The sequence below is a fragment of the Chitinophaga sp. S165 genome, from assembly GCF_003182155.1.
Taxonomy (GTDB): Bacteria; Bacteroidota; Bacteroidia; order Chitinophagales; family Chitinophagaceae; genus Chitinophaga.
The window spans coordinates 164,900-185,644 of record NZ_QGTG01000007.1; the positions used below are offsets into that span (position 1 = coordinate 164,900).

14 protein-coding genes are annotated in these 20,745 nt (G+C 47.1%); 8 read left to right on the forward strand and 6 right to left on the reverse strand.

The features are described 5' to 3' along the window. The first annotated feature begins 24 nt into the window (after nucleotides 1-24). From C7475_RS23890 to C7475_RS23925, 8 genes are all read left to right on the forward strand, one after another. Nucleotides 25-987 carry a hypothetical protein gene (locus C7475_RS23890; RefSeq protein WP_110055929.1) on the forward strand — a complete coding sequence of 321 codons (963 nt, stop codon included), beginning with the start codon at nucleotides 25-27 and terminating at the stop codon, nucleotides 985-987. 120 nt (nucleotides 988-1,107) lie between these two features. Beyond that, complete coding sequence (locus C7475_RS23895; protein ID WP_110055930.1) at nucleotides 1,108-1,869, forward strand: hypothetical protein; 762 nt, start codon at nucleotides 1,108-1,110, stop codon at nucleotides 1,867-1,869. Nucleotides 1,870-2,065: 196 nt separating this feature from the next. Continuing rightward, nucleotides 2,066-3,556: a S41 family peptidase gene (locus C7475_RS23900; RefSeq protein WP_146217638.1), complete on the forward strand. Its 1,491-nt coding sequence runs from the start codon at nucleotides 2,066-2,068 to the stop codon at nucleotides 3,554-3,556. A gap of 265 nt (nucleotides 3,557-3,821) precedes the next feature. Continuing rightward, complete coding sequence (locus C7475_RS23905) at nucleotides 3,822-4,271, forward strand: response regulator (protein ID WP_110055932.1); 450 nt, start codon at nucleotides 3,822-3,824, stop codon at nucleotides 4,269-4,271. A gap of 76 nt (nucleotides 4,272-4,347) precedes the next feature. Further along, the gene (locus C7475_RS23910) at nucleotides 4,348-4,926 is read left to right on the forward strand and encodes a biliverdin-producing heme oxygenase (protein WP_110055933.1); all 579 of its coding nucleotides are present in this window, start codon (nucleotides 4,348-4,350) and stop codon (nucleotides 4,924-4,926) included. Nucleotides 4,927-4,951: 25 nt separating this feature from the next. Further along, nucleotides 4,952-6,475 (forward strand): GAF domain-containing protein, encoded by a 1,524-nt coding sequence (locus tag C7475_RS23915; RefSeq protein WP_110055934.1) that lies wholly within the window; start codon nucleotides 4,952-4,954, stop codon nucleotides 6,473-6,475. Between the two features lie 50 nt (nucleotides 6,476-6,525). Continuing rightward, entirely contained in the window at nucleotides 6,526-11,028 is a 4,503-nt protein-coding gene (locus C7475_RS23920) for a chemotaxis protein CheB (RefSeq protein ID WP_110055935.1), read from the forward strand. Between the two features lie 78 nt (nucleotides 11,029-11,106). Then, on the forward strand, nucleotides 11,107-11,922 hold the full coding sequence (locus C7475_RS23925; protein ID WP_110055936.1) for a hypothetical protein: 816 nt from the start codon (nucleotides 11,107-11,109) through the stop codon (nucleotides 11,920-11,922). Nucleotides 11,923-12,062: 140 nt separating this feature from the next. On the opposite strand, the gene C7475_RS23930 is transcribed toward C7475_RS23925, so the two are convergent. The 6 genes from C7475_RS23930 to C7475_RS23955 form a co-directional block, all read right to left on the reverse strand. After that, complete coding sequence (locus C7475_RS23930) at nucleotides 12,063-15,209, reverse strand: efflux RND transporter permease subunit (protein ID WP_110055937.1); 3,147 nt, start codon at nucleotides 15,207-15,209, stop codon at nucleotides 12,063-12,065. Between the two features lie 34 nt (nucleotides 15,210-15,243). Further along, complete coding sequence (locus C7475_RS23935) at nucleotides 15,244-16,254, reverse strand: efflux RND transporter periplasmic adaptor subunit (protein WP_110055938.1); 1,011 nt, start codon at nucleotides 16,252-16,254, stop codon at nucleotides 15,244-15,246. A gap of 2 nt (nucleotides 16,255-16,256) precedes the next feature. Further along, nucleotides 16,257-17,513, reverse strand: a complete 1,257-nt coding sequence (locus C7475_RS23940; RefSeq protein WP_110055939.1) for a TolC family protein — start codon at nucleotides 17,511-17,513, stop codon at nucleotides 16,257-16,259. Between the two features lie 211 nt (nucleotides 17,514-17,724). After that, on the reverse strand, nucleotides 17,725-17,931 hold the full coding sequence (xseB, locus tag C7475_RS23945) for an exodeoxyribonuclease VII small subunit (protein ID WP_110055940.1): 207 nt from the start codon (nucleotides 17,929-17,931) through the stop codon (nucleotides 17,725-17,727). Continuing rightward, complete coding sequence (gene xseA, locus C7475_RS23950; RefSeq protein WP_110056139.1) at nucleotides 17,909-19,348, reverse strand: exodeoxyribonuclease VII large subunit; 1,440 nt, start codon at nucleotides 19,346-19,348, stop codon at nucleotides 17,909-17,911. The genes xseB and xseA overlap by 23 nt, the downstream gene beginning before the upstream one ends. A gap of 45 nt (nucleotides 19,349-19,393) precedes the next feature. Then, entirely contained in the window at nucleotides 19,394-20,737 is a 1,344-nt protein-coding gene (locus tag C7475_RS23955) for an NAD(P)/FAD-dependent oxidoreductase (protein WP_110055941.1), read from the reverse strand. Between the last annotated feature and the right edge of the window lie 8 nt (nucleotides 20,738-20,745).

A 20,745-nucleotide genomic window follows, 5' to 3' on the forward strand; every position in this document is an offset into this window, starting at 1 on the left:
ATAGCTAAAACTAAAAATAAGCACATGAAATTTCTCAATACATCTATCACACAACTTACGGCCCTGGCTTTGCTACTGGTATGGCTCATAACGGGAGCCTGTAGTAAAGAAACCGTACAGGCACCATATCCTTATAATGAACTGAAGACCTTCCAGGTGGTAGTAGGAATAGGAGACACGATCCATGCTGCTATCACTAATGGCGACATTATTTTGTACTGGCCTTTCGATCGTCCTGTGCCTGCATCTATTACACCAGCGATATCTGTTTCAGAGCATGCGACAGTATCACCCGCATCGGGAACAAGTATTGCGCTGGCGGATAGTACGTCTTATGTAGTGACTGCGGAAACAGGCGCAAACGCTACTTATAAATTGCGCCTGGTAATTAATCAGCCAGAGCCGCTGATCAATGACGGGACAGATATTGCGGGCAGACTGGGCGCCACTACGGACATTGGAGGCATCACTTATCTGATACCAGATACTGCATTCACGAAGGCTTACCTGGTATCTGTAGCAGGAGTGGAAACTAAATGTGTGATCAATGGTTTTGCGGAACTAGGAGCCAATGAATATGCTATGAATATTGAAACGCCATCAGTAGATACGGGCGGTTACAAGTTGAAAGTGGTGAGCGGAACGCGTACGGTCATTAGTGAAAGATATTATCTGAAGATCATCTATCCTATTCCAACTGTAAATGCTGTAACAACAGCGCTCACATTGAAGAGAGGAGAAACATTTACCCTCAGTGGTACGAACATGAGAGGGATGGTTACAGGCAGGGCCAGACTTGCCGGTGGACAAACCTACTACGATCTGGAGCTGGCGGAGTTTGATCTGACAAGTGTAACCTATCGTATACCTGCTGATTTTCCATTAGGGAATTATAATCTTTTACATGCGGCATTCCAGAATTATCAGGGACTGACCGTATACGTGCGTGCAGGAACAATTAACCCGGTTCTGATCATTACAGAATAAATAGAAACTGTCAGCGGCGGCTGCAGGCCCGGAAATGAAGAGAGCCAGACATTGGTACTGTCCGGCTCCCGGAAGATCCGGGAACAAATATCTTATCCTTAACATTTTAAAACTCTAAAAATGAAAATCTTAGACACTGCCCCCAAATCAGCAGTCAAAACTACAAAAAATATTTCTCGTTCATTGGTTGCTATGGCCCTTGTATCAGTAGCCATCTTCTCTTCCTGTCAGAAGGAAGGAGAGCAGGCGGCGCCTTCATTGCCAGCTGCTGACGTGACTACTGCTGCTACAAATCCTGGTACCGGTCAGACAGTTTCTTTTAACTGCGACAGTACTTTCGGTACTGTTACACTAGATGCCAATGGTGTGTATAATGTGGCAAACTTTTTCCAGGGAGTACAGGGTACAACCGGTAACCCTCCGCATATTGCACATTCTACATACTACTACAGCCTTGCAGACAATGATGGTGGCTGTGATGGTTTTGATCTGATTTTCAATGGTACTGCCAATGCTGATATCAGAGTGCCATCCGGCTACACTTTACAATATACTAATGCGACCGCATTTGCGAGCGTTACGGCGAGTACTACAGGTACTACTGTATCTGTATTCGGTTACAACCGTATACTGACGGGACCTCCTACAGGCAGTACAACAATTAACAGCGCACATCCGGGATGGTATAACTATGATGTGGTGAATCACATTGTATATCCTGTAGCTGAATGGGGTGTAGAAGTGACTCTGATCGTAACTACCGATACCGGCGTGAAATACAAAGTTCAGATGCAGGACCTGTATTCTAACGGTACGCCAAACAATACCGTACAGGCAAACAACTATCCGTTCTTTAAGTTCCGTTACAAGAGACTTAACTAGTCTTTTGCGGCCGCCGCCATCTGACGGAAGAAAGGGTGCACTATTCCTATGGTGCACCCTTTCAGTTTCTTATATGCTGATTATCAGATATCTGGTTTTATTTAATATTGCTTTAAGTCCTTATAGTCCGGGGAGTGGGTGTTTTTTCGTAATTTCATAAGATTGTACTATCTATAGTCAACTTAAAACCATCCCGGTGAAAAAGACAAATTCCCTTATCCAATTACTATTCCTGTCCATGTTATGGTTTGCCTGTAAAAAAGACGGCCAGCCAGCCCCTCCTCCTACGCCTGCAGAAGGTAGCCGGGAGCAGCTGACATTGGACTCCCTGTACCTTTATGCCCAGCAGATCTATCTTTGGTACGACGCATTGCCGGCGGTTGATGTTTTTAAGCCCAGGCAATATGCTACCGGTAGTGATGTTTTCTATAATTATCAGCGGGAGCTTTTCGCTATTACACAATTCAAGATCAATCCTCTTACCGGGGAGCCTTATGAGTATTCAGGCTTTCCCAATCACCCGAAATATTCATTCATAACCGAAGAAAGTCTTACAGGTGGAAGAAAGGGTACTATTGACCTGAACGATAAAGGAGATGACTTCGGGCTGGCGCTTGCTGCCGCCGGTGATGCAGATGTGCGTATCAGTATCGTTCATCCCGCTTCTCCTGCAGCTAATGCCGGATTAAAAAGAGGCATGAAAGTGCTGACGGTAAATGGAACTACTGTTAACTCGTCTTCCGGCTCCTTTATAGCTTCTGCACTGGATAAAGGCACTGTAACACTGAATGTTGAGAAGAGCACCGGAGTACCAAGTACAGTAACGCTGACAAAAACGAATTATACTTCGTCCGCAGTGCTGAACACTAAAGTGATCCCTGCAGAGGGACAGAAGGTAGGGTATATTGCGTATAGCCGTTTCTCTACTCTTACTGCAACACAGGCAGCTCTGGATCAGGCGTTCTCAAAGTTTAATTCAGAAGGCGTCACCTCCATGATAGTTGACCTGCGATATAATGGTGGAGGTTATACGCAGTCTGCCGAATATATGATCAATCAGATAGCTCCTGCTTCGCTGGAGGGTAAGGTGATGTATGTAGAATATTTCAATAACCTGTTACAGAATGGGCAGGCGCCTATTCTGCAACAGCAGTTGTACCGTGACAGCCAAGGGAACCCTGTTATGTGGAACGGTCATTGGGCCACTTATGCAGATCTGGACTTCACTGTGGCTGGTAATACATTCAAGTTTACCGGTGACGGGCCGCTGAATACTGTAAAGCAGGTGGTGTTTATTGTGAGTGGTAGTACTGCATCCGCGAGCGAGCTGGTTATTAACAGTTTGAAACCCCATATGCCGGTAAAACTGGTAGGTGCTAACACCTATGGAAAGCCGGTAGGCTTCTTCGGTATTACGATCGACAAATACACCGTTTATCTATCCAATTTTTATATGCAGAACGCCAATGGGGATGGTGATTATTTCCATGGTATGCAGGTGGATATACCGGCTGTAGATGATGTGAGACATGACTTTGGCGATGAGGGTGAAACATGTGTTATGGCAGCACTGAATTATATAAAGGGGCACCCGTCAGGGCTGCGTACCGGGCCAGTGGAGCCTGTTATACACATGGGGCCGGCCACTTTTAACGGTACGATCGAAACGAGGTTAAAACTGCGTTGATATTTCCTTATATCGTAATGTTTTTTCCCGATTTGATCAATCGTTTAGGCTAGCTGCGGCTATCTTTGCAACAGCTTCCTAATTTAAAAGTGCTGTTTGTTAAGCCCAAATCTGACTTTCAGTCACAGCAATAAAGTTTCATTAAATTTAATAAGTCCTTTAACGGTCCCATTCTCTTGAGAATGGGACCAAAGGCACAATTCCCCATTCTGTTAACATATTGCAAGTTTATTTAGTAATTTTAGCTGTTAAATCTAAAAACTGGATGATCAAAAAGGTGCTACGTAACAGGAAATGTATACTTGTGGCAGATGACGACGCAGACGACAGAGAGCTCATTAAAGTGGCATTTGAAGAAAGTGGTGCAGACATTGAATTGCGTTTTGTGGAGAATGGAGAAGAATTGATGTTTTATCTGAACAGGCAGGGAAAATATGCAGATGAAGAAAAGTTTCCTTTTCCCAGTATCATATTGCTGGACCTTAATATGCCACGTAAAGACGGTCGTGAAGCTTTACGGGAAATAAAAGAGCATGCCAGCCTCAAATGGTTACCCATTATTATCCTGACCACCTCCACGGAAGCAAAGGATATATCAAAATGTTATGAGCTGGGCGTTAACAGTTACACTATCAAACCAGCCAACTTTTCAGATCTGGTAGCATTTACCCGCATGCTGCATACCTACTGGTTTACAGTAGTTCAACTACCGTAGAAATCTTTCCACACGGCCCTGACATTAATTCACCGTACTTTTAACTACTCTCGACAACTTACCAACTGTATAAACAATGATAGAATTGTTAAGGGAGCGTACGGGTAAACAGCATCAGGAGCTGGAACGTGTGCTTATCCCCATTATTAAGAATGTGAATACGCCTGAAAAATATGTCAGGTTATTAGAATTGTTCTACGGATATTATTATCCGCTGGAGCAGCACATTGCTGCTCATATGGATATCTCATTTCCGGGCGGGTTTGAACGGAGGAGGAAGGCCTCTCTTTTACTGGATGATATCTCTACGATCACTGGTGCGCATGCAAGCCCGTCGGAAACAAGCTCGGACCTGCCAGAGATAACAGATGCAGCGCAGGCGCTGGGAGTGATGTACGTACTGGAAGGATCTACATTGGGCGGACAGGTGATCTGTCAGATACTGATACGCAATCTGTCCGTTCCTGAGTTATCAAAGTCGCTGACCTTTTTCAATGGATATGGCACCGATACACAATCTTACTGGGACACATTCGTACATTACCTTCAGGGGTACCATGGCAGTGAGGAACAAAGGCAACGTATGCTCGATGCAGCTGCCGATACGTTCTTAAAATTTAAATTGTGGGCAGTACAGCAACAGAAACTGCAATAACATCTTCGCAACCCATTTACTCTTTATGCAAAACCAGAACTTTGACGCCACCTTCTGTGGGAGTGTGCCATTACACCAAATTAATCTTATTCAACCTTATGGCTTCCTGCTGGTGATCAGTAAAGCAGACTACAAGATCATCCAGGTTAGTGAGAATATTACAGCCGCATTGGGACTGCCGCCTGCAGAAGTGGTGGACACATTCCTGTTCGATTATATAACTGCCGCCCAGATGGAAGAACTGCGGCAAAAGCTGGAAGAGGGGCTGGTGAATAAATTGCCTTTTACTCTTACGGTTTCGACCAGTGCTTCGCAGAAAGACTACCTGGCGGTAATACACCTGTCAGGAGAATCCATGCTGCTCGAAATAGAACCGCTGGGGGAGCAGCAGACGGAAAAATCGTTTATAAGCATCTATCAGCAACTGAAATATGCTATGGCTGCCATCAATGCAGCGCCTACCATTACCGCGGCCTGTGAGGCGGCTGCCAGGCAGCTGAAGGCATTGTCAGGCTATGACAAGGTGATGGTTTACAAGTTTGATAAAGACTGGAACGGTACCGTTGTTGCCGAAGAACTGGAGCCGGGAATGGAATCATATCTCGGACTGACGTTTCCTGCGTCCGACATCCCGCGGCAGGCCAGGGCCATGTACCTGCATAATCCCTACCGTATGATCCCCAACAGGGATTACGTGCCCGTTGGTTTGTATCCCGTTATCAATCCGCTGACCAATGCTTTTACAGACCTTTCGGGCTGCAACCTGCGTAGTGTACCGGCCGTGCACCTGGAATACATGAAGAACATGAATATTATGACATCCATGTCCTGCCGTATCCTGAAAGACGGGCAGTTGTGGGGGCTGTTTTCCTGTCATCATCGTACGGCTTACCAACTTCCGTACGAGGGCAGAGCATTGTTTGAATTGTTGTCAGACATTATTGCTGCACGTATCGTATCACTGTACTATAAGGAAGAAGGGGACGAGCATACGAAACTGCATGAGGTACATACCAAATTGGTGGAACAGGTTTATACAGCGGGAGATCTGATACAGGGTTTACTGGGCAATGAGGTGAATGTACTGCAATTGCTGAACGCTTCGGGTGTGGCCCTGATGTATAACAGGCGGCTGGAAACCATTGGTAAGACGCCCGACAGGAACGCCCTGAAGGACCTTTTCATGTGGCTTCAAAGTTCAGCCTCTAACCAGGTATCGCAGGAGCTGCATCTTCCCGGTGTTTATGAACCCGCCATTCAATATGCCGATCTGGCCAGTGGTATATTGGTCATACCGGTACAACCGAGCAAGGGGGAATATCTCATAGCATTCCGGCCCGAAGTGATCCAGGAAGTGAATTGGGGAGGTAACCCCAATGAAGCCTTACAGTTTGAAAAAGATAATATTCAGTACCATCCCCGGAATTCATTCAGCATCTGGCAACAGACTGTCCGTCATACAGCGCTGCCCTGGCAGCGGACAGAAATGGTGATGGCCTCACATCTCCGGAACTTTATCCTGGAATATATTGTGAAGGGACTGGCTTAAGCCGGTAATGGTACAATTTGGTATGAAAATGGTTATTTGTTAACAATTGAATGAAGAAAGCGAACTACATAGTAGCGATAGGTGCCTCTGCGGGTGGACTGGAAGCCATCCATGAATTCTTTGATAATATGCCGGAATATGGCAATCTATCCTTTGTCATTATTCAGCATTTATCCCCCGACTATAAAAGTTTGCTGGTGGAGCTGGTATCCAAGCATACTAATATGCAGGTCAGGGAGGTAGAGCAGGATATGGGGGTGGAGAACGATTGCGTATACGTTATTCCCAATAATAAAGAAATAGTCATAGAGCAGGGCCGTTTGCGGTTGGTACAAAAACCTACCGAGAAGGCGCCTAATACGGCTATTGACACCTTCCTTTTTTCACTTGCAAAAGATAAGGGCAATGCTGCCATCTGTATCATCCTTTCCGGTACCGGCACGGATGGTACCAGGGGTGCTGCTGCTATTAAGAAAGCAGGGGGAATGGTCATGGTGCAGGACCCGGAAACCGCTAAGTTTGACGGTATGCCCCGCAGCCTGATCGGTACTGAGAATGTAGACTATGTGTTGGCGCCGGAATTTATGCCGGCGGAAATATATAATTACATCCAGGACATGCCCGTACAGGTGTTCAATGGAAAGATCGATGAGGATATGCTTGCGGAGGTCTTTCAGCTTGTAAGAGAGCATAGCGGTCAGGATTTCAATCATTATAAACCTCCTACCATTACGCGGCGTATAGCCAAACGGATGGCGCAATTCAATATAAAAAGCCTTGAGGAATATGTGCAGTTGTTACGGCAGAGCGAGGACGAAAGTAAAGCGCTGGCCCGGGATTTTCTGATTGGCGTGACCCGTTTTTTCAGAGATAAATCTGCGTTCCAGTATTTAAAGGAACATGTACTCAGTAAACTGGTTGATGAGAAGGAAGAAGGCGCCGTGCTGAAAATATGGGTCACCGCCTGTAGTACAGGTGAGGAAGCCTATACGCTGGCCATGTTGATTGATCAGTGCTTACAGGAAAAGAACAAGTGGCTGGATGTTAAGATCTTCGCCACGGACATAGATAGTAATGCGATTGAATTTGCCGCCAGGGGCGTTTATCCGGGTGCGGTTATCAAAGAGATAGATCCGTTACTGCAGAAGAAATATTTCATAAAAGAAGAGAAGAAGTACAGGATCGTTCCCCGCCTGCGGAAACTGATCGTGTTTGCCCGTCATAATATTTTAAAAGATCCTCCCTTTATAAAAAATGATCTTGTAACCTGCCGCAATATGCTCATTTATATGGAGCATGTGTTACAACGGCAGGTATTGTCATCTCTCCATTTTGCATTGAATACCGGCGGATGCCTGTTCCTCGGTCCCAGTGAATCTGCTTCATTGATCCGAAGTGGATTGGAAGAGGTGCATCAGAAATGGAAGATCTACCGGAAAACGGATAATACACGCAGCTCACTGCCAGACAATCTTTACAGTCCCCTGGAATATATCAGGCAGACGCGTGAAATGCGCAGCAACGGTAACACCCGTCTTGCAGATAAGAAATTGAATAACCTACTGGAAGAATTCCGGGATGTGATGGCGGAAGACTTTGGTTTTGCCGCCGTTTATATTGATAAGGCTTACGAGATCCAGGAAGCGATAGGGAATTATAAAATTTATTTGTCGCTGCCGGAAAAGAAATTGCACCTTAACCTGCTGAAGATGGTGCCGGCTGATCTGTCGATGGCGTTGAATATCGCTTTGAGGCAGGCATGGGCTACAGAAAAGAAAGCAATGGTGAAAGGCGTGAAAATGAATACGCCGGAGGGATTAAAATTAGTCAACCTGTTGATAAGGCCGGGTTCCGGGAACGGTAATGGGCAGTATACCATGATCGTTTTTAATGAAGAATCCGACAAAGTAAGCCTGCCGGGAGATGCGCCCAACACGCATGATCAACCGGCAGATGTAAAGGAACATATTATGTCCCTGGAGGCGGAGCTGGGCGAAACCCGTACCAATCTCCAGATGGCTATAGAAGGGCTGGAAACCTCCAACGAGGAATTACAGTCCAGTAATGAGGAATTACTTTCCGCGAATGAGGAACTGCAATCCAGCAATGAGGAGCTGCAATCACTGAATGAGGAACTGCATACCCTTAATACGGAACATCAGCTGAAAATCAAGGAGTTGGTGGAGCTGAATGACGACATGGACAACTACTTCCGTAGTACGGACATCGGGCAGGTATTTGTTGATGCAAACCTCCGGATCCGCAAGTTCAATCCGGCGGCAATAAAAATGATCAACCTGATACCTTCAGATATAGGGCGGCCCATCAATCATATTTCCACTAATATCCAGCAGGACAGCATGATCGATGATATCCAATCGGTGATCAGGCATAAGAGGACATTGGAGAAAGAGATGGTGCTGAGTAATGGCAACATGTATCTGATGAAAGTTCTTCCCTACATCCGTCAGGATAAACAGACCGACGGTGCGGTGATCACCTTTGTCGATATTTCGGCTATCAAAGAGCTGGACATGTTGCTGAAAGGGGTCTTTAATGCCAGCACCAGTGTGATACTGGCATTGAAGCCGGTGATCAATGAGGAAGGAGAGGTGACCGATTTCAGATTACTGGCCGCTAACAGTGAAGGGGTACGTTTCCTCGGAAAGGATGTGTCTTTGCTGGATCATCCTTCTATCAAACAGACTTTTCCCGAACTGCTTGCACAAGGCCTGTTCTCAAAATATACACAAGTATACACTCAGGGTTCGTTGTTACGTACAGAGTTCCATATTACACGCAAAGAGCAGGAATACTGGTATGAGATGCTGGGTGTAAAAACGCAGGATGGTAATATCGTGATCACCTGTATGGATGTGACAGAAAAGAAAGATGGAGAGGACCGCCTGCGCCGCAACTATAATGAACTGGTACAAGCCAGGGAAAGCCTGCGCAACCTGAATGTAGGACTGGAAAATAAAGTGCTCGAAAGGACGCGGGAACTGACCATGAGTGAAGAACGCTTCCGGCTGGTTTCCAAAGCGACCAATGACACCGTCTGGGACTGGAACCTGGCCCGGAATACCGTTTGGTGGAGCGACAACTTCACCGCGGTTTATGGCCATGCCGGAGAAGCAGCAAGCAGCCGTACTTTCTGGATGGAAAATATTCATCCTGATGACAGGGAGCGTGTGAGGAATAGTATAAGCAGGGCAGTGAACAATAAACAAAGCCAGTGGTCGGAAGGGTACCGGTTCCGCCGTGCCGATGGTACATATGCACATGTACTTGACCGTGGTTATTTAATGCTTGATGAATATGCAACGCCTTACCGTATGCTGGGGTCTATGATGGACGTTACAACCCTGCGCCATGCAGAAGAAATTGCAGCAGTGAACCGGGAAGAAAAACGCTTCCTGGCAGAGTCAATGCCTCTTATACTGTGGACGGCAGATCCGAAAGGGATTGTCAACTTTGTCAATGAGCAGTTTATCGTGTATACCGGCAAGTCCCTGGAGCAGCTGCAGGATGAAGGATGGCATAGTGTGATCCATAAGGATGACATATCAGGCTGGGAGGAAAAGTGGCGGCAGGCTGTAAAGAATAAGGAGGACTTTGCAATGGAATTGCGTATCAGGCATCAGGAAGGGCGGTATGACTGGTTCCTGCACAGGACGCGGGTACAAAAAGATAGAGACGGGATGTCCAGTGTACTGGTGGGTACCAGCACCGATATCAATGAACAAAAGATGGCGGCCGAGATCATGGAACGGCGTATTCAGGAGCGCACGCTTGCTTTGCAGAGAGCTAACCAGGAACTGGAAGCCAGTAATGCCGAACTACAACAATATGCGTTTGTCGCATCGCATGACCTGAAAGAACCTCTTCGTAAGATCCATATGTTCGGGAACATGCTGAAAGAACGTTATCAGGAGAGCATGGAAGATAAGGCAGTGGATTATCTGAACCGTATTATTAATTCCTCTTCCCGTATGACAAACCTGATCAATGACCTGTTGCGGTTCTCCCGCCTGTCACAGGCCAGTTTCTTTGAGCAGGTGAACCTGGAAGTGATCATAAAAGAAATACTCTCTGATCTTGAAATACTTATCCATGAAAAGAACGCAAAAGTTACTGTCAGCCCAATGCCGGTAATAGAAGCCGTACCCGGACAGTTAAGACAGGTGTTCCAGAACCTGCTGAGTAATGCGTTCAAGTTTTCCGGCAAGGGTGTTCAGCCAGTTATCAACATAACGGCCACACGCCTGAAGGAGAGAAACTTTGAAAGTGAGAAGGACCCTGACGGACCTTATGTATGTATCTCCATCACAGACAACGGAATAGGGTTTGATGAAAAGTACCTTGATAAAATATTTGTGCTCTTTCAGCGTTTGCATACGAAAGACCAATATGAAGGTACCGGCATCGGTCTGGCCGTCACCCGGAAGATCATTGATAAACACAATGGCCTGATCACTGCCCATAGCCGTGAAAAAGAGGGAGCAACGTTTAACATTATCCTGCCTGTGAAACAGGACCAGCCAGCCGGTTAGGGGTTTATTTATTAATAAAAAGTATATATAAAGGAATAGTCATTAAATTTGACGGCTATTTCAAACTAATACCTAGCCATGACAAAAAGAGTATTATCCGTTTTATGCGGCATTGTTGCTTTCTCATCTGCTTTTGCTCAAAACAAGAACCTGATCGGTGTAGCACCTTTTAAAAGTGCTGGTGGTACTGAACATGTATCGGCCATTGAGGACGCAGTATACGATGCTACCCTGAGACTGAGAGGGTTTTCTTTGATGGAGAAGAACAAGCTGGAGCAGATCAAGACAGGAGTAGGACAGGCTAATCCCGATGCAGGGGCCCTGGCACAGGCAAAATCCTTAGGCGCTCAGTATATCATAACCGGTAATGTATTGAAAGCCAACGTAGAAACAAAACCGTCCAATCTCCCGTTAGGGATCACCAATACCAATGTATCTGATCTGCTGTTTGACCTTGCCGTTGTTGATGTGACCAGCGGTGAAGAGATCGCGTCTAACAGATTTACCGGTGCCGGCAGGGGAAAGACCGCTTTCGAAGACGCCCTGAAAGGACTGGAGCCTGAGATCGACAAATTCGTACGCGATAACCTGAAAAGTGCGGTTTCTATTGCGCAGATAGAGGAAAAAAGCAGCAGTGGCGACGCGATCCGCGTATTGCTCGTTGCGGGCAGTTTAGCCGGAGTGAAAGAACACGATGAGTTCAGGGTATATGAAATAACCGATCTGACCGTAGATGGCAAGAAAATGCACAGAAAGAAGACTTTAGGTAAGATTGCCGTGGCGAAAGTAGAAGATGAGAACTTCTCCGTATGCATCGTTAAAGAAGGTGGTGCTGATATTGCCAAGAAAGTGGAATCCGGCGCAAAGGTGAAATGTGAGATCATTACCGAATAAACTTCCCGGTAAGGAGAAAAGGTCCTGACAGCAGGACCAATCATCTTCCGATAGCTGTTTTTAAAGATAAAAGAAAGGGCTGCACGATCTGTAGATCGGCAGCCCTTTTTTATAACCCCTGTCCTTATAATGCTGACCACTTATGCCAGTTCTTCTTCTTTTACCACTTTTTTAGCCGTTCTGTTCCTTTCTATCCACCAGTACAGGGGAGGTATCAATAAAGGGGCGAAGACCAATGTACTAGTCAATCCGCCGATGATGACCGTTGCTAAAGGCCGTTGCACATCGGAGCCTATACCGGAAGATGTTGCAGCCGGTATCAGGCCCGCAATGGCAACGATCAGGATGGATAGTAGTGCGCTTAGTTGTTCCCTTGATCCCGTTAAAACACTTTGTAACAATGTCTGATCAGGCCTTATCCGCAGCCGGTTAAAGGCCGATACCAGCAATACGCCCGCCATTACCGAGATCCCGAAGATGCTCACAAAACCCACACCTGCCGATACATTGAAATGGTACCCACGGATGAACAGCGCCACAATACCACCTGCCAGTGCAAAGAAGATACAGCTGACCGTCACAAACGTCTGCGGCATGTTGCGGAATAATATGAACAACACGAGGAATACCATGATAATAGTAAGCGGAATAGTAATGGACAACTGTTTGCCGGCACGCTGCAGGTTCTCGTATTGCCCGCCGTAAATAATGCTGTAACCTTTAGGCACATGCAGCTGCGTATTGATCTTCCTGCGGATCTCATTCACAAAACCTCCCTGGTCACAGCCACGGATATTGGTACGCACTGTCACCATACGTTTGCTGTTGTAGCGGTAGATGTTCGTTTGACCCTGGACATAAGAGATGTCTGCCAGCTGGCTCATTGGAATGAGCGCACCTGTGGCGGAAGGTACCTGCAGGTTTTTTACAGACTCAATAGTGCTGCGTTCACCAGGCAGGTAGCGGATCACCATGTCATAACGTTTGGTGCCATCGTAGAGGGTAGAAATGGCCTTACCGCCTATTGCAGCTTCTATCATGCTCTGTATATCGCCTACATTGATGCCAAAGCGGGCGGCATTCTCCCTGTTTATATTGATGGCTATCTGTTCTGACGGGCCTTCCTGTTCGATATTGACAGACTCAGATCCTTTCGTATGTCTTACAAGATTGGCAATCGTATCGGCTTTGGCGCGCATCATGGTGAGGTCGTCGCCTACAATGGAAATTGCCAGATCTGCTGCACTACCGGTCACGATCTCCATCACCTGGTCAATAATAGGTTGCCCGGAAGAGAATTGTACCGCCGGCATGGCTTTCTCAAGATCATGCCTTATGTTGGTCACCAGTTCCTTTTTAGAAATAGTATCACTCCACAGTTTATAGTCTTTAAGCCCTACCAGTATCTCGTTACGATTGGATGGGAATGGGTCGGTACCGTCATCATTACGGCCGGCCTGAGTGATCACAAAAGATATCTGTGGATATTTGGCGATCACTTCCCTGATCTTCGGTGAGTACTTCGCATTCTCCTGGATTGTGATACCCGCCGGGAAGTTGCCCCGAAGGAAGATAGAACCTTCATCCAGTTCAGGCAGGAACTCAGAGCCCAGGCTGCCACCCAGTAATACCAGCAGCATCACGATAGAGAAGCCGCCTATGACAGTAGCTTTAGGCCGTTTCATAACCCGGGCAAGTACACGTGAGTACTGATTGGAGAGGAAGTCGAGCGCGATGTTCCGATGCTCTTTCATCGGCTTGTCCGTATTATCGAAGGCCTTCTTAAAGGCGAAAGAGATCAGTACCGGTATCAGTGTGAGCGCTGCCAGCATAGAGCCGATCACCGCGAATGCCAGTGTCAGCGCCATAGGAGAGAACAGCTTTCCTTCCACACGCGTCATGAGCAGGATAGGCATATATGCCAGGATGATGATGGTCACAGAGAAGAAGATCTCACGGCCCACTTCCTGCGATGCACGCAGCGTCAGTGCAATAATGCCTTTCTTTTTTTCTTCCGGCGAGGCCGTTCTGTATGCCCGTATAAGATGCTCTGCCATCACACAGGCGCCGTCCACAATGATCCCGAAGTCAATGGCGCCGAGCGACAATAAATTAGCCGGTATGCCGGTTAGGCGCATCAGTATAAATGCGAACAATAATGAGAACGGAATGGTGAGCGCTACTACCAGGGCGCTGCGTAAACTACCCAGGAAAAAGATGAGGATGATCACTACGATAGATACGCCTTCGAGTAAGGTATGCCCTACTGTTTCCAGGGAATGGTCTATCAGGAAACTGCGGTCATACAATGTGTGCAGGTGTACGCCTTTGGGCAGTTCATTCTGTTCCAGGTCCTGTATGCGGTCTTTCAGTAGTTTTAATACTTCACTGGGATTCTCATATCTGCGCAGCAGCACGATCCCTTCCACGCCATTGCTCACATTTGTTTTGGTAGCATTTATAGTATAACCCATCACACCACTTGGTGGCGGTGGCGCCACTTCTACAGTGGCTACATCCCTGAGATAAACAGGCATTCCGTTAGCAGCTTTCAGTACAATATTGCGGATGTCGTCTTCTGTTTTTACTGCTCCCAGTCCACGTACTGCAAAGCCTTGTTCACCACGGTTAATGACATTACCACCTGTGTTCTGGTTGTTCTTTTGTACAGCATCTATAACATCCTGTAAGGTAAGATCAAACTTACGCAGTTTATCGGGTGCGGTAAGAATATGGAACTGCTTGAGCGGACCGCCAAATGTGGTAATATCGGCAATGCCAGGCACCTGTAAGAGTGCAGGTTTGATGACCCAGTCCTGCAGATCGCGTATTTCGGTAGGTGTGAAGGTAGGCGGTGCTTCAACCACATAGCGCAGGATCTCGCCCACGGCAGTAGTCAGCGGCGCCAATTCGGGTGCTACACCATCCGGCAGTTCTGCCGTAGCCAGTCTTTCATTGACCTGCTGCCGTGCAAAGTAGTCATCCGTACCATCGGTAAAGGTCAGCTGTACTACACTCAATCCGAAGATGGTACGGCTTCTGCGGTCCAGTACATTGGGCGTATTCTGTAAAGCTCTTTCTATCGGAATGGTGACCTGTTGTTCTACTTCTTCTGCTGCACGGCCGGGATATTGTGCAACGATGATCACATTCGTATCGGCAATATCAGGATACGCTTCTATTTTCAGTTGGGTGAAGCACCAGTAACCGATGCCCATCATACCAAGCCCTATCAGGATGATCACCCATCTGTTTTTAAGCGAGAATATTAAGAGATTGCGAATCATTGTTAGTATGTTTCAATCAAATGCTGGATTATTGTTAATATCCGAAACTCAGTCCTTTCAGTTGCATAACGCCTTTTACTGCTACGTTCTCACCGTTCTTCAAACCGCTGTACACTGCAATGCGGTCGCCGATCTGTTGTCCCGTGCGTATTTCTCTTCTCGTAAAAGTGTTGCGTGCTGTTCTTACAAATACGTAGCTCTGTCCGTCGGCAGTCACCAAGGCGTCCCTGCTGATGTTGATGCCATTACTTTCTCCCTGTATCTGGAAAGTAACAGTGGCAAACATACCGGCACGGATGTCAGTATCTGGTGTGGTGAGGCGGATGCGCAGCTTGATCATGCGGGTAACATCGTCTATCACATCGGCTACATCTTCTACTTTGCCGCTGTAAGTATTGTCGGGGAATGAAGACAGTACGATGTTGCAGGTCGCGCCTTTCTTTATATTGTTCAGCTGATTTTCCGGAACGTCGCAGATGATATATACAGATCCCGGAGCTGCAACGCGTAAGGCTTCCGGATCAAAGCCTGCAGCCTTCAATCCTGATTCGTGTTCTATTAATTGTGTTTTCTCGTTGGCGAGATTGGTTTGTTCAACAGATAGTTCTGATTTTGCTTCAAGGATATCTTTTCCACTGGCAGCGCCATGATCGAAGAGGTCCTGTGTGCGGTCAAGTTCTGTTTTCCTTTGTGTGATGTTTACATCCCGGATATGATTGATGTTGATCCTGTGCTGGATGAGTTGTGAATAGTCGCTTGTCAGGTCGGGATTGTCAAACAGTACGATGTTCTGTCCGCCTTCATCAGAACGTAATACTATCGCCGCTACTTTACCCGGTGCGTGCAAGATACCGCTCAGTGTAGAATCGCCCACGGGTTCTACCGAAAAGAAGTTAGAAGACGCCGTGTCGGGGAACGATATCTGTTGTCCGTTGTTGCTGATAACAGGAGATGGATCGTCTGCAACAACTACGTCCTGTGTTTTGTGTTTACATCCTGCAAGCAGGAGAGCGGCGATTAAGAAATATCCGGTAATGCGTTGCATAGTTATAATTGGTTTATAAGGCCGGTAGCGAATAATAGTTGTAAATAACTCTGATAATATGCCTGTAGTGAATCATAATAAAGCAGGCGCGTGTCATACCAGTTACGTTGTGCATCGAGGAAGTCAATGATAGTAGTACCGCCCCGCAGGTAGGCATACTTGATGTTATCCAGGATCTGTTGTGACTGTTGCAGGATGCCGCTGTATTTCTCCATGTTCTTTTTCTGGAGCTGGTAAGTGTTGTATGCAGTTACAACTTCTGTTTGCACCTGCCGTTGTGTGGAAGATAATTCCTGCTGCGCCTGTTGCTGAAGGATATGTGCTTTTTTGATCTCACCCTGGTTCCTGTTAAAGAAAGGCAGGTCTATGGTACCATAGAAACCGATATAAGGCACGGAGTTCTGTGGATTATATATCATGCCCAGTTCAGGTTGTGGTACGGCGAGTGCCTGCTGATATTTTACGTTGCTGTTCCGCTCATCGATCGTGCTTTTAGCCAATACTACATCTGAGCGGTTCTCCATGGTTTGTGTAATGAGGCTGTCCAGCGTTACGGTCGGTGTGAGGGTAAGTATCTCACTGGAAGTATCGATGTCCATAGCTGATGTGTTGCCTGTAAGCAGTTGTAGTGTTTGCAGTTCGTTCTGGTAATCCTGATTGAATTTATTCAGTTGCAGATTATATTGGTCCAGCAACACTTTCGTACGGATCAGGTCTGTTTGTGTGATGACCTGGTCTTTGTAACGAAGCTCATTGATACGCACCAGCGTATCGAGATTACTTCTGCTGCTATTGAGCAGGGTAAGGCGTTTCTTCAATACCCAGCAATTGATCCAGCTGTTGCCTACATTGAGAGAGAGGTTGCGTACATCTTCCTCGTAAGTATCGTTGGCTACTGCTACATCTTTATCGGCTGTTTCAATTTTGTATTTGCGCTGATTAGGCCATTGTATGGGCTTTGTTACCTGATACCATACCTGCCTGTTCTGATTGGAAGACCACCTTGTATCGGGTGCAAAATGATCTGAACTGACCAGTTGCACTGTCTGGTTGTTCAGGATGGGATTAGGCCGCAGCTTTGCGGTGATGACATCTGCCTGTGCGGCGCCGATGTTCATATGTCTGGCCTTCAGTACAGGACTGTTGATCCTGGCGGTATCCAGGGCGGCCGGTAATGAGTAGCTGGTTTGGGCGGTAGCAAGGTTCCTGATACAGGATAATGCAAGTATTGCTACAGCCAGGACGATCGCTCGTTTCATGAGATACTGTTTGTCCACTGATGAATTCAGGACAAAGGTCAGTAACAGTAGCGGCTCCCGGCGCGTTACACATTGATTTTAACCGGTTTTTAATCAGAATATTAAAACCTTTAAGCTGGCTTAAAATGGCAGGGAATTGGGGAAATAAGGGAGGGATGGAGGTTTGCTGCAGCGTTGTAATGATATAGCACAACGCTGCAGCTTAAAAAGCTTAAAGCGGTTTGTCTTCCATTTGCTGAATAATGTTCTCCACTTCGGCTTCCGTAGCCCGTAAACGGGTCTGACAGAAGGTGATCAGCTCAGACGCACGTTTCACTCTTGCGGCCAGTATGTCAACAGAAACGGACTCTGTTTCAATCTCTCTTGCTATTTGTTGCAGTTCTTTATAAGCTGCTTCATATGTTAGGCTCGTATCCATCGTTTGTTGTTTTTGAAGTGATTGTAGCGTGTACACCGGCATCGGCCATCTGGACGGTGATCTCATCTCCGGGGGAGAGTTGTGCAGCGCTGGTAATGATCTGCCCTTTATGCTGCACCATGGCAAAACCTTTCTGCAATAGTGAAGCGGGGCTCATGATACGCACGACCGTTTCATGATGCAGTAGTTTTTGCTGCTGTTGCTGCAGAAGTTTCCGGGCATATACCTGGATGTCTTTACGGATATGTGACAGCTCCTGTAAGCGGCTGGCGGTGACCTGACCGGGTTTTGCGAGCAGTTGTCCTGACAGTTGTGCCATAGCAGAACGCTGTCTTAAGAGCATATGCCGTGCGCTTTGCGGGATGGCCTGCCGGTTGCGTGCCAGTCCTTCCTTATGGCTTGTAAGCAGATCGCGGGACCTGTTCACAATACCCGCATGTAAAGCAGATAACTGTTGTTGTTTGCCTGCCAGCATCTGTTGCATGCGGATAATGATATGTTGCTGCTGCAAGAGCAATGCCTCTTCAAAGCTGCGGTTGTGCGCGATGATGAGTTCCGCGGCACGTGTGGGTGTTTTCGTTGCTGTATGCGCCAACATGTCTGTAATCGTCTCGTTCTTATGATGGCCGATGCCTGTGATGACAGGCACAGGGAAACTTGCAACAGCTTTCCCCAGCGGGAACTGATCGAACAACAGCAGATCTGTTTGTGCACCTCCGCCACGAATGATGACCACCGTGTCGAATTGTTTTCCGGAATCAATGATCGCTTCCAGTTGCATACATAACTGCGTAGCATTGGCTTCACCCTGCACAGCGGTGAAGTAATTTTCTATATAGAAAATATATCCGTACGCGTTTGATTGAAGCGTATGCATGAAGTCCTGGTAACCGGCGGAAGAAGCAGAGGAAACAACAGCGATGCGTTGTATGACAGGATTCAGCGTTAGCTGTTTATTGCGTGTAATATATCCTTCCGGGGTTTTACGCACAATATCACTACACTCGGTCAGAAGCCGTTGCAGTGTAGCCTGTTTCTGTTGTTCCAGTAATCCGATGGTGAAGCTGGTATCAATATCCAGGAGTGAGAGTTTTAATCCGTATACAGGATGGTATTCCACGCCCACCCTGATCAGTACGTGCATGTCGTTACCGAAGCGCTGACCGGTCACATTTTCAAACTCTTTGATGCGGGTACTGCCATTGCCCCAGGCATTGGCAGAGATCTTTGCGGTGAGCTGGTGGGTGCGGCCATCTTTTTCAACAAGGTCGAAGTAGTGATATCCTTTGGCGGGATAGAACGAGTGGCTGGTGATATCGGCCACCAACCAGTAGCTCTGACCCGAAAAAGCGTTCCTGATAGTACCTTGTATGCTGGCCGCTAATTGCGATAATGTTATGTAATTTCTTGTATCCAAAGCAGGCACAAAGGTACGAAAAAGGACTGCCAGAAAAGGCAGTTGTTAGCTACCGACCTGATTTTCAGCAAAGACGGCTTTGGCCCTTTCATCTCCTTTACGGATGTATGGGCGGATGATGAGACGGTTGCCTTTATCGAAGGTGAACAGGTTCCAGATCCAGTTGGTCATCACGAGCAGCTTGTTGCGGAAGCTCACGAGGAAGTTTACGTGCACGAACAACCAGATATACCAGGCCAGTCGTCCGCCGAGGTGGATATCTCCCGGAAGATCGGCTACAGCCTTTCCTCTGCCTATGGTTGCGAGCGAGCCTTTGTCAAAGTATTTAAACGGTTTTACTGTTTCGTTCCTGTGCAGTGCAAAGAGGTTTTTAGCTACATACTTTCCCATCTGAATAGCTGGCTGCGCTACGCCGGGATGACCTTTCGGATAATCTTCCAGTTTCATCAGGGCAATATCGCCGATGGCAAAGATATTTTTGCTGCCGATGGCACGGCAGTTAGGATCTGTCAATATACGGCCCCGCTCTGTCCATTCTTTTGGGATACCGGCTAACACTTCACCGGTTACACCCGCGCTCCAGATCACGAAATAGGATTTTATTTCCTCGCCACTTTTCAGCCTCACGGTTTCTCCGTCATAGTCTTCTACCATTGTGCTCAGTTTAACGATCACGCCCATCTTTTCAAGGTCGCGTTGTGCGCGGGCGCTTGATTTGGGGTGCATCGGCGGGAGTACCCTGTCCAGTCCTTCCAGCAGGTAGATCTTCATTTTCTTAAAGTCAAGCCGTGGATAATCTTTAGGCAGTACATTTTTTCTGAGTTCTGAGAATGCGCCTGCCATTTCAACACCTGTAGGGCCGGCGCCGATCAGTACTACGTTGAGCATATGATCGTCGAGAGATGGATTAGCATTGAGACTGGCCCATTCAAAGATCTGCATGAGGTGACTACGCATGTTCAGGGCATCGGGTATAGTCTTCAACGGTAATGCATGCCGTTGCATATTCTCGTTACCGAAATAGTTTGTTTTGGCGCCGCTGGAGATAATCAGATAATCATATTGCAGCGGGCCTGCGGATGTATTGATGGTATTAGTGTCGGGATCTACGGAAAGTACCCGCAACATCCGGAAGTGAAAATCTTTTGTTCCATGGAACAGGTTGCGCAGCGGGCCTGCAATGGCGTCTGGTTGCAGGGCGGCTGAAGCTACCTGGTAAAGCAGCGGCTGAAAGGTGTGATAATTGTGTTTGTCGAAGAGGACGATCTGAAACTTATCATCAGGCAGTTTCTGCGCTGCGTTCAATCCGCCGAACCCTGCGCCTACGATAACAACGCGGGGTTTGGTGGTAGGGGGTATATTAAGGGTGATCTGCTTCATTGGTTCCATAAAACAAT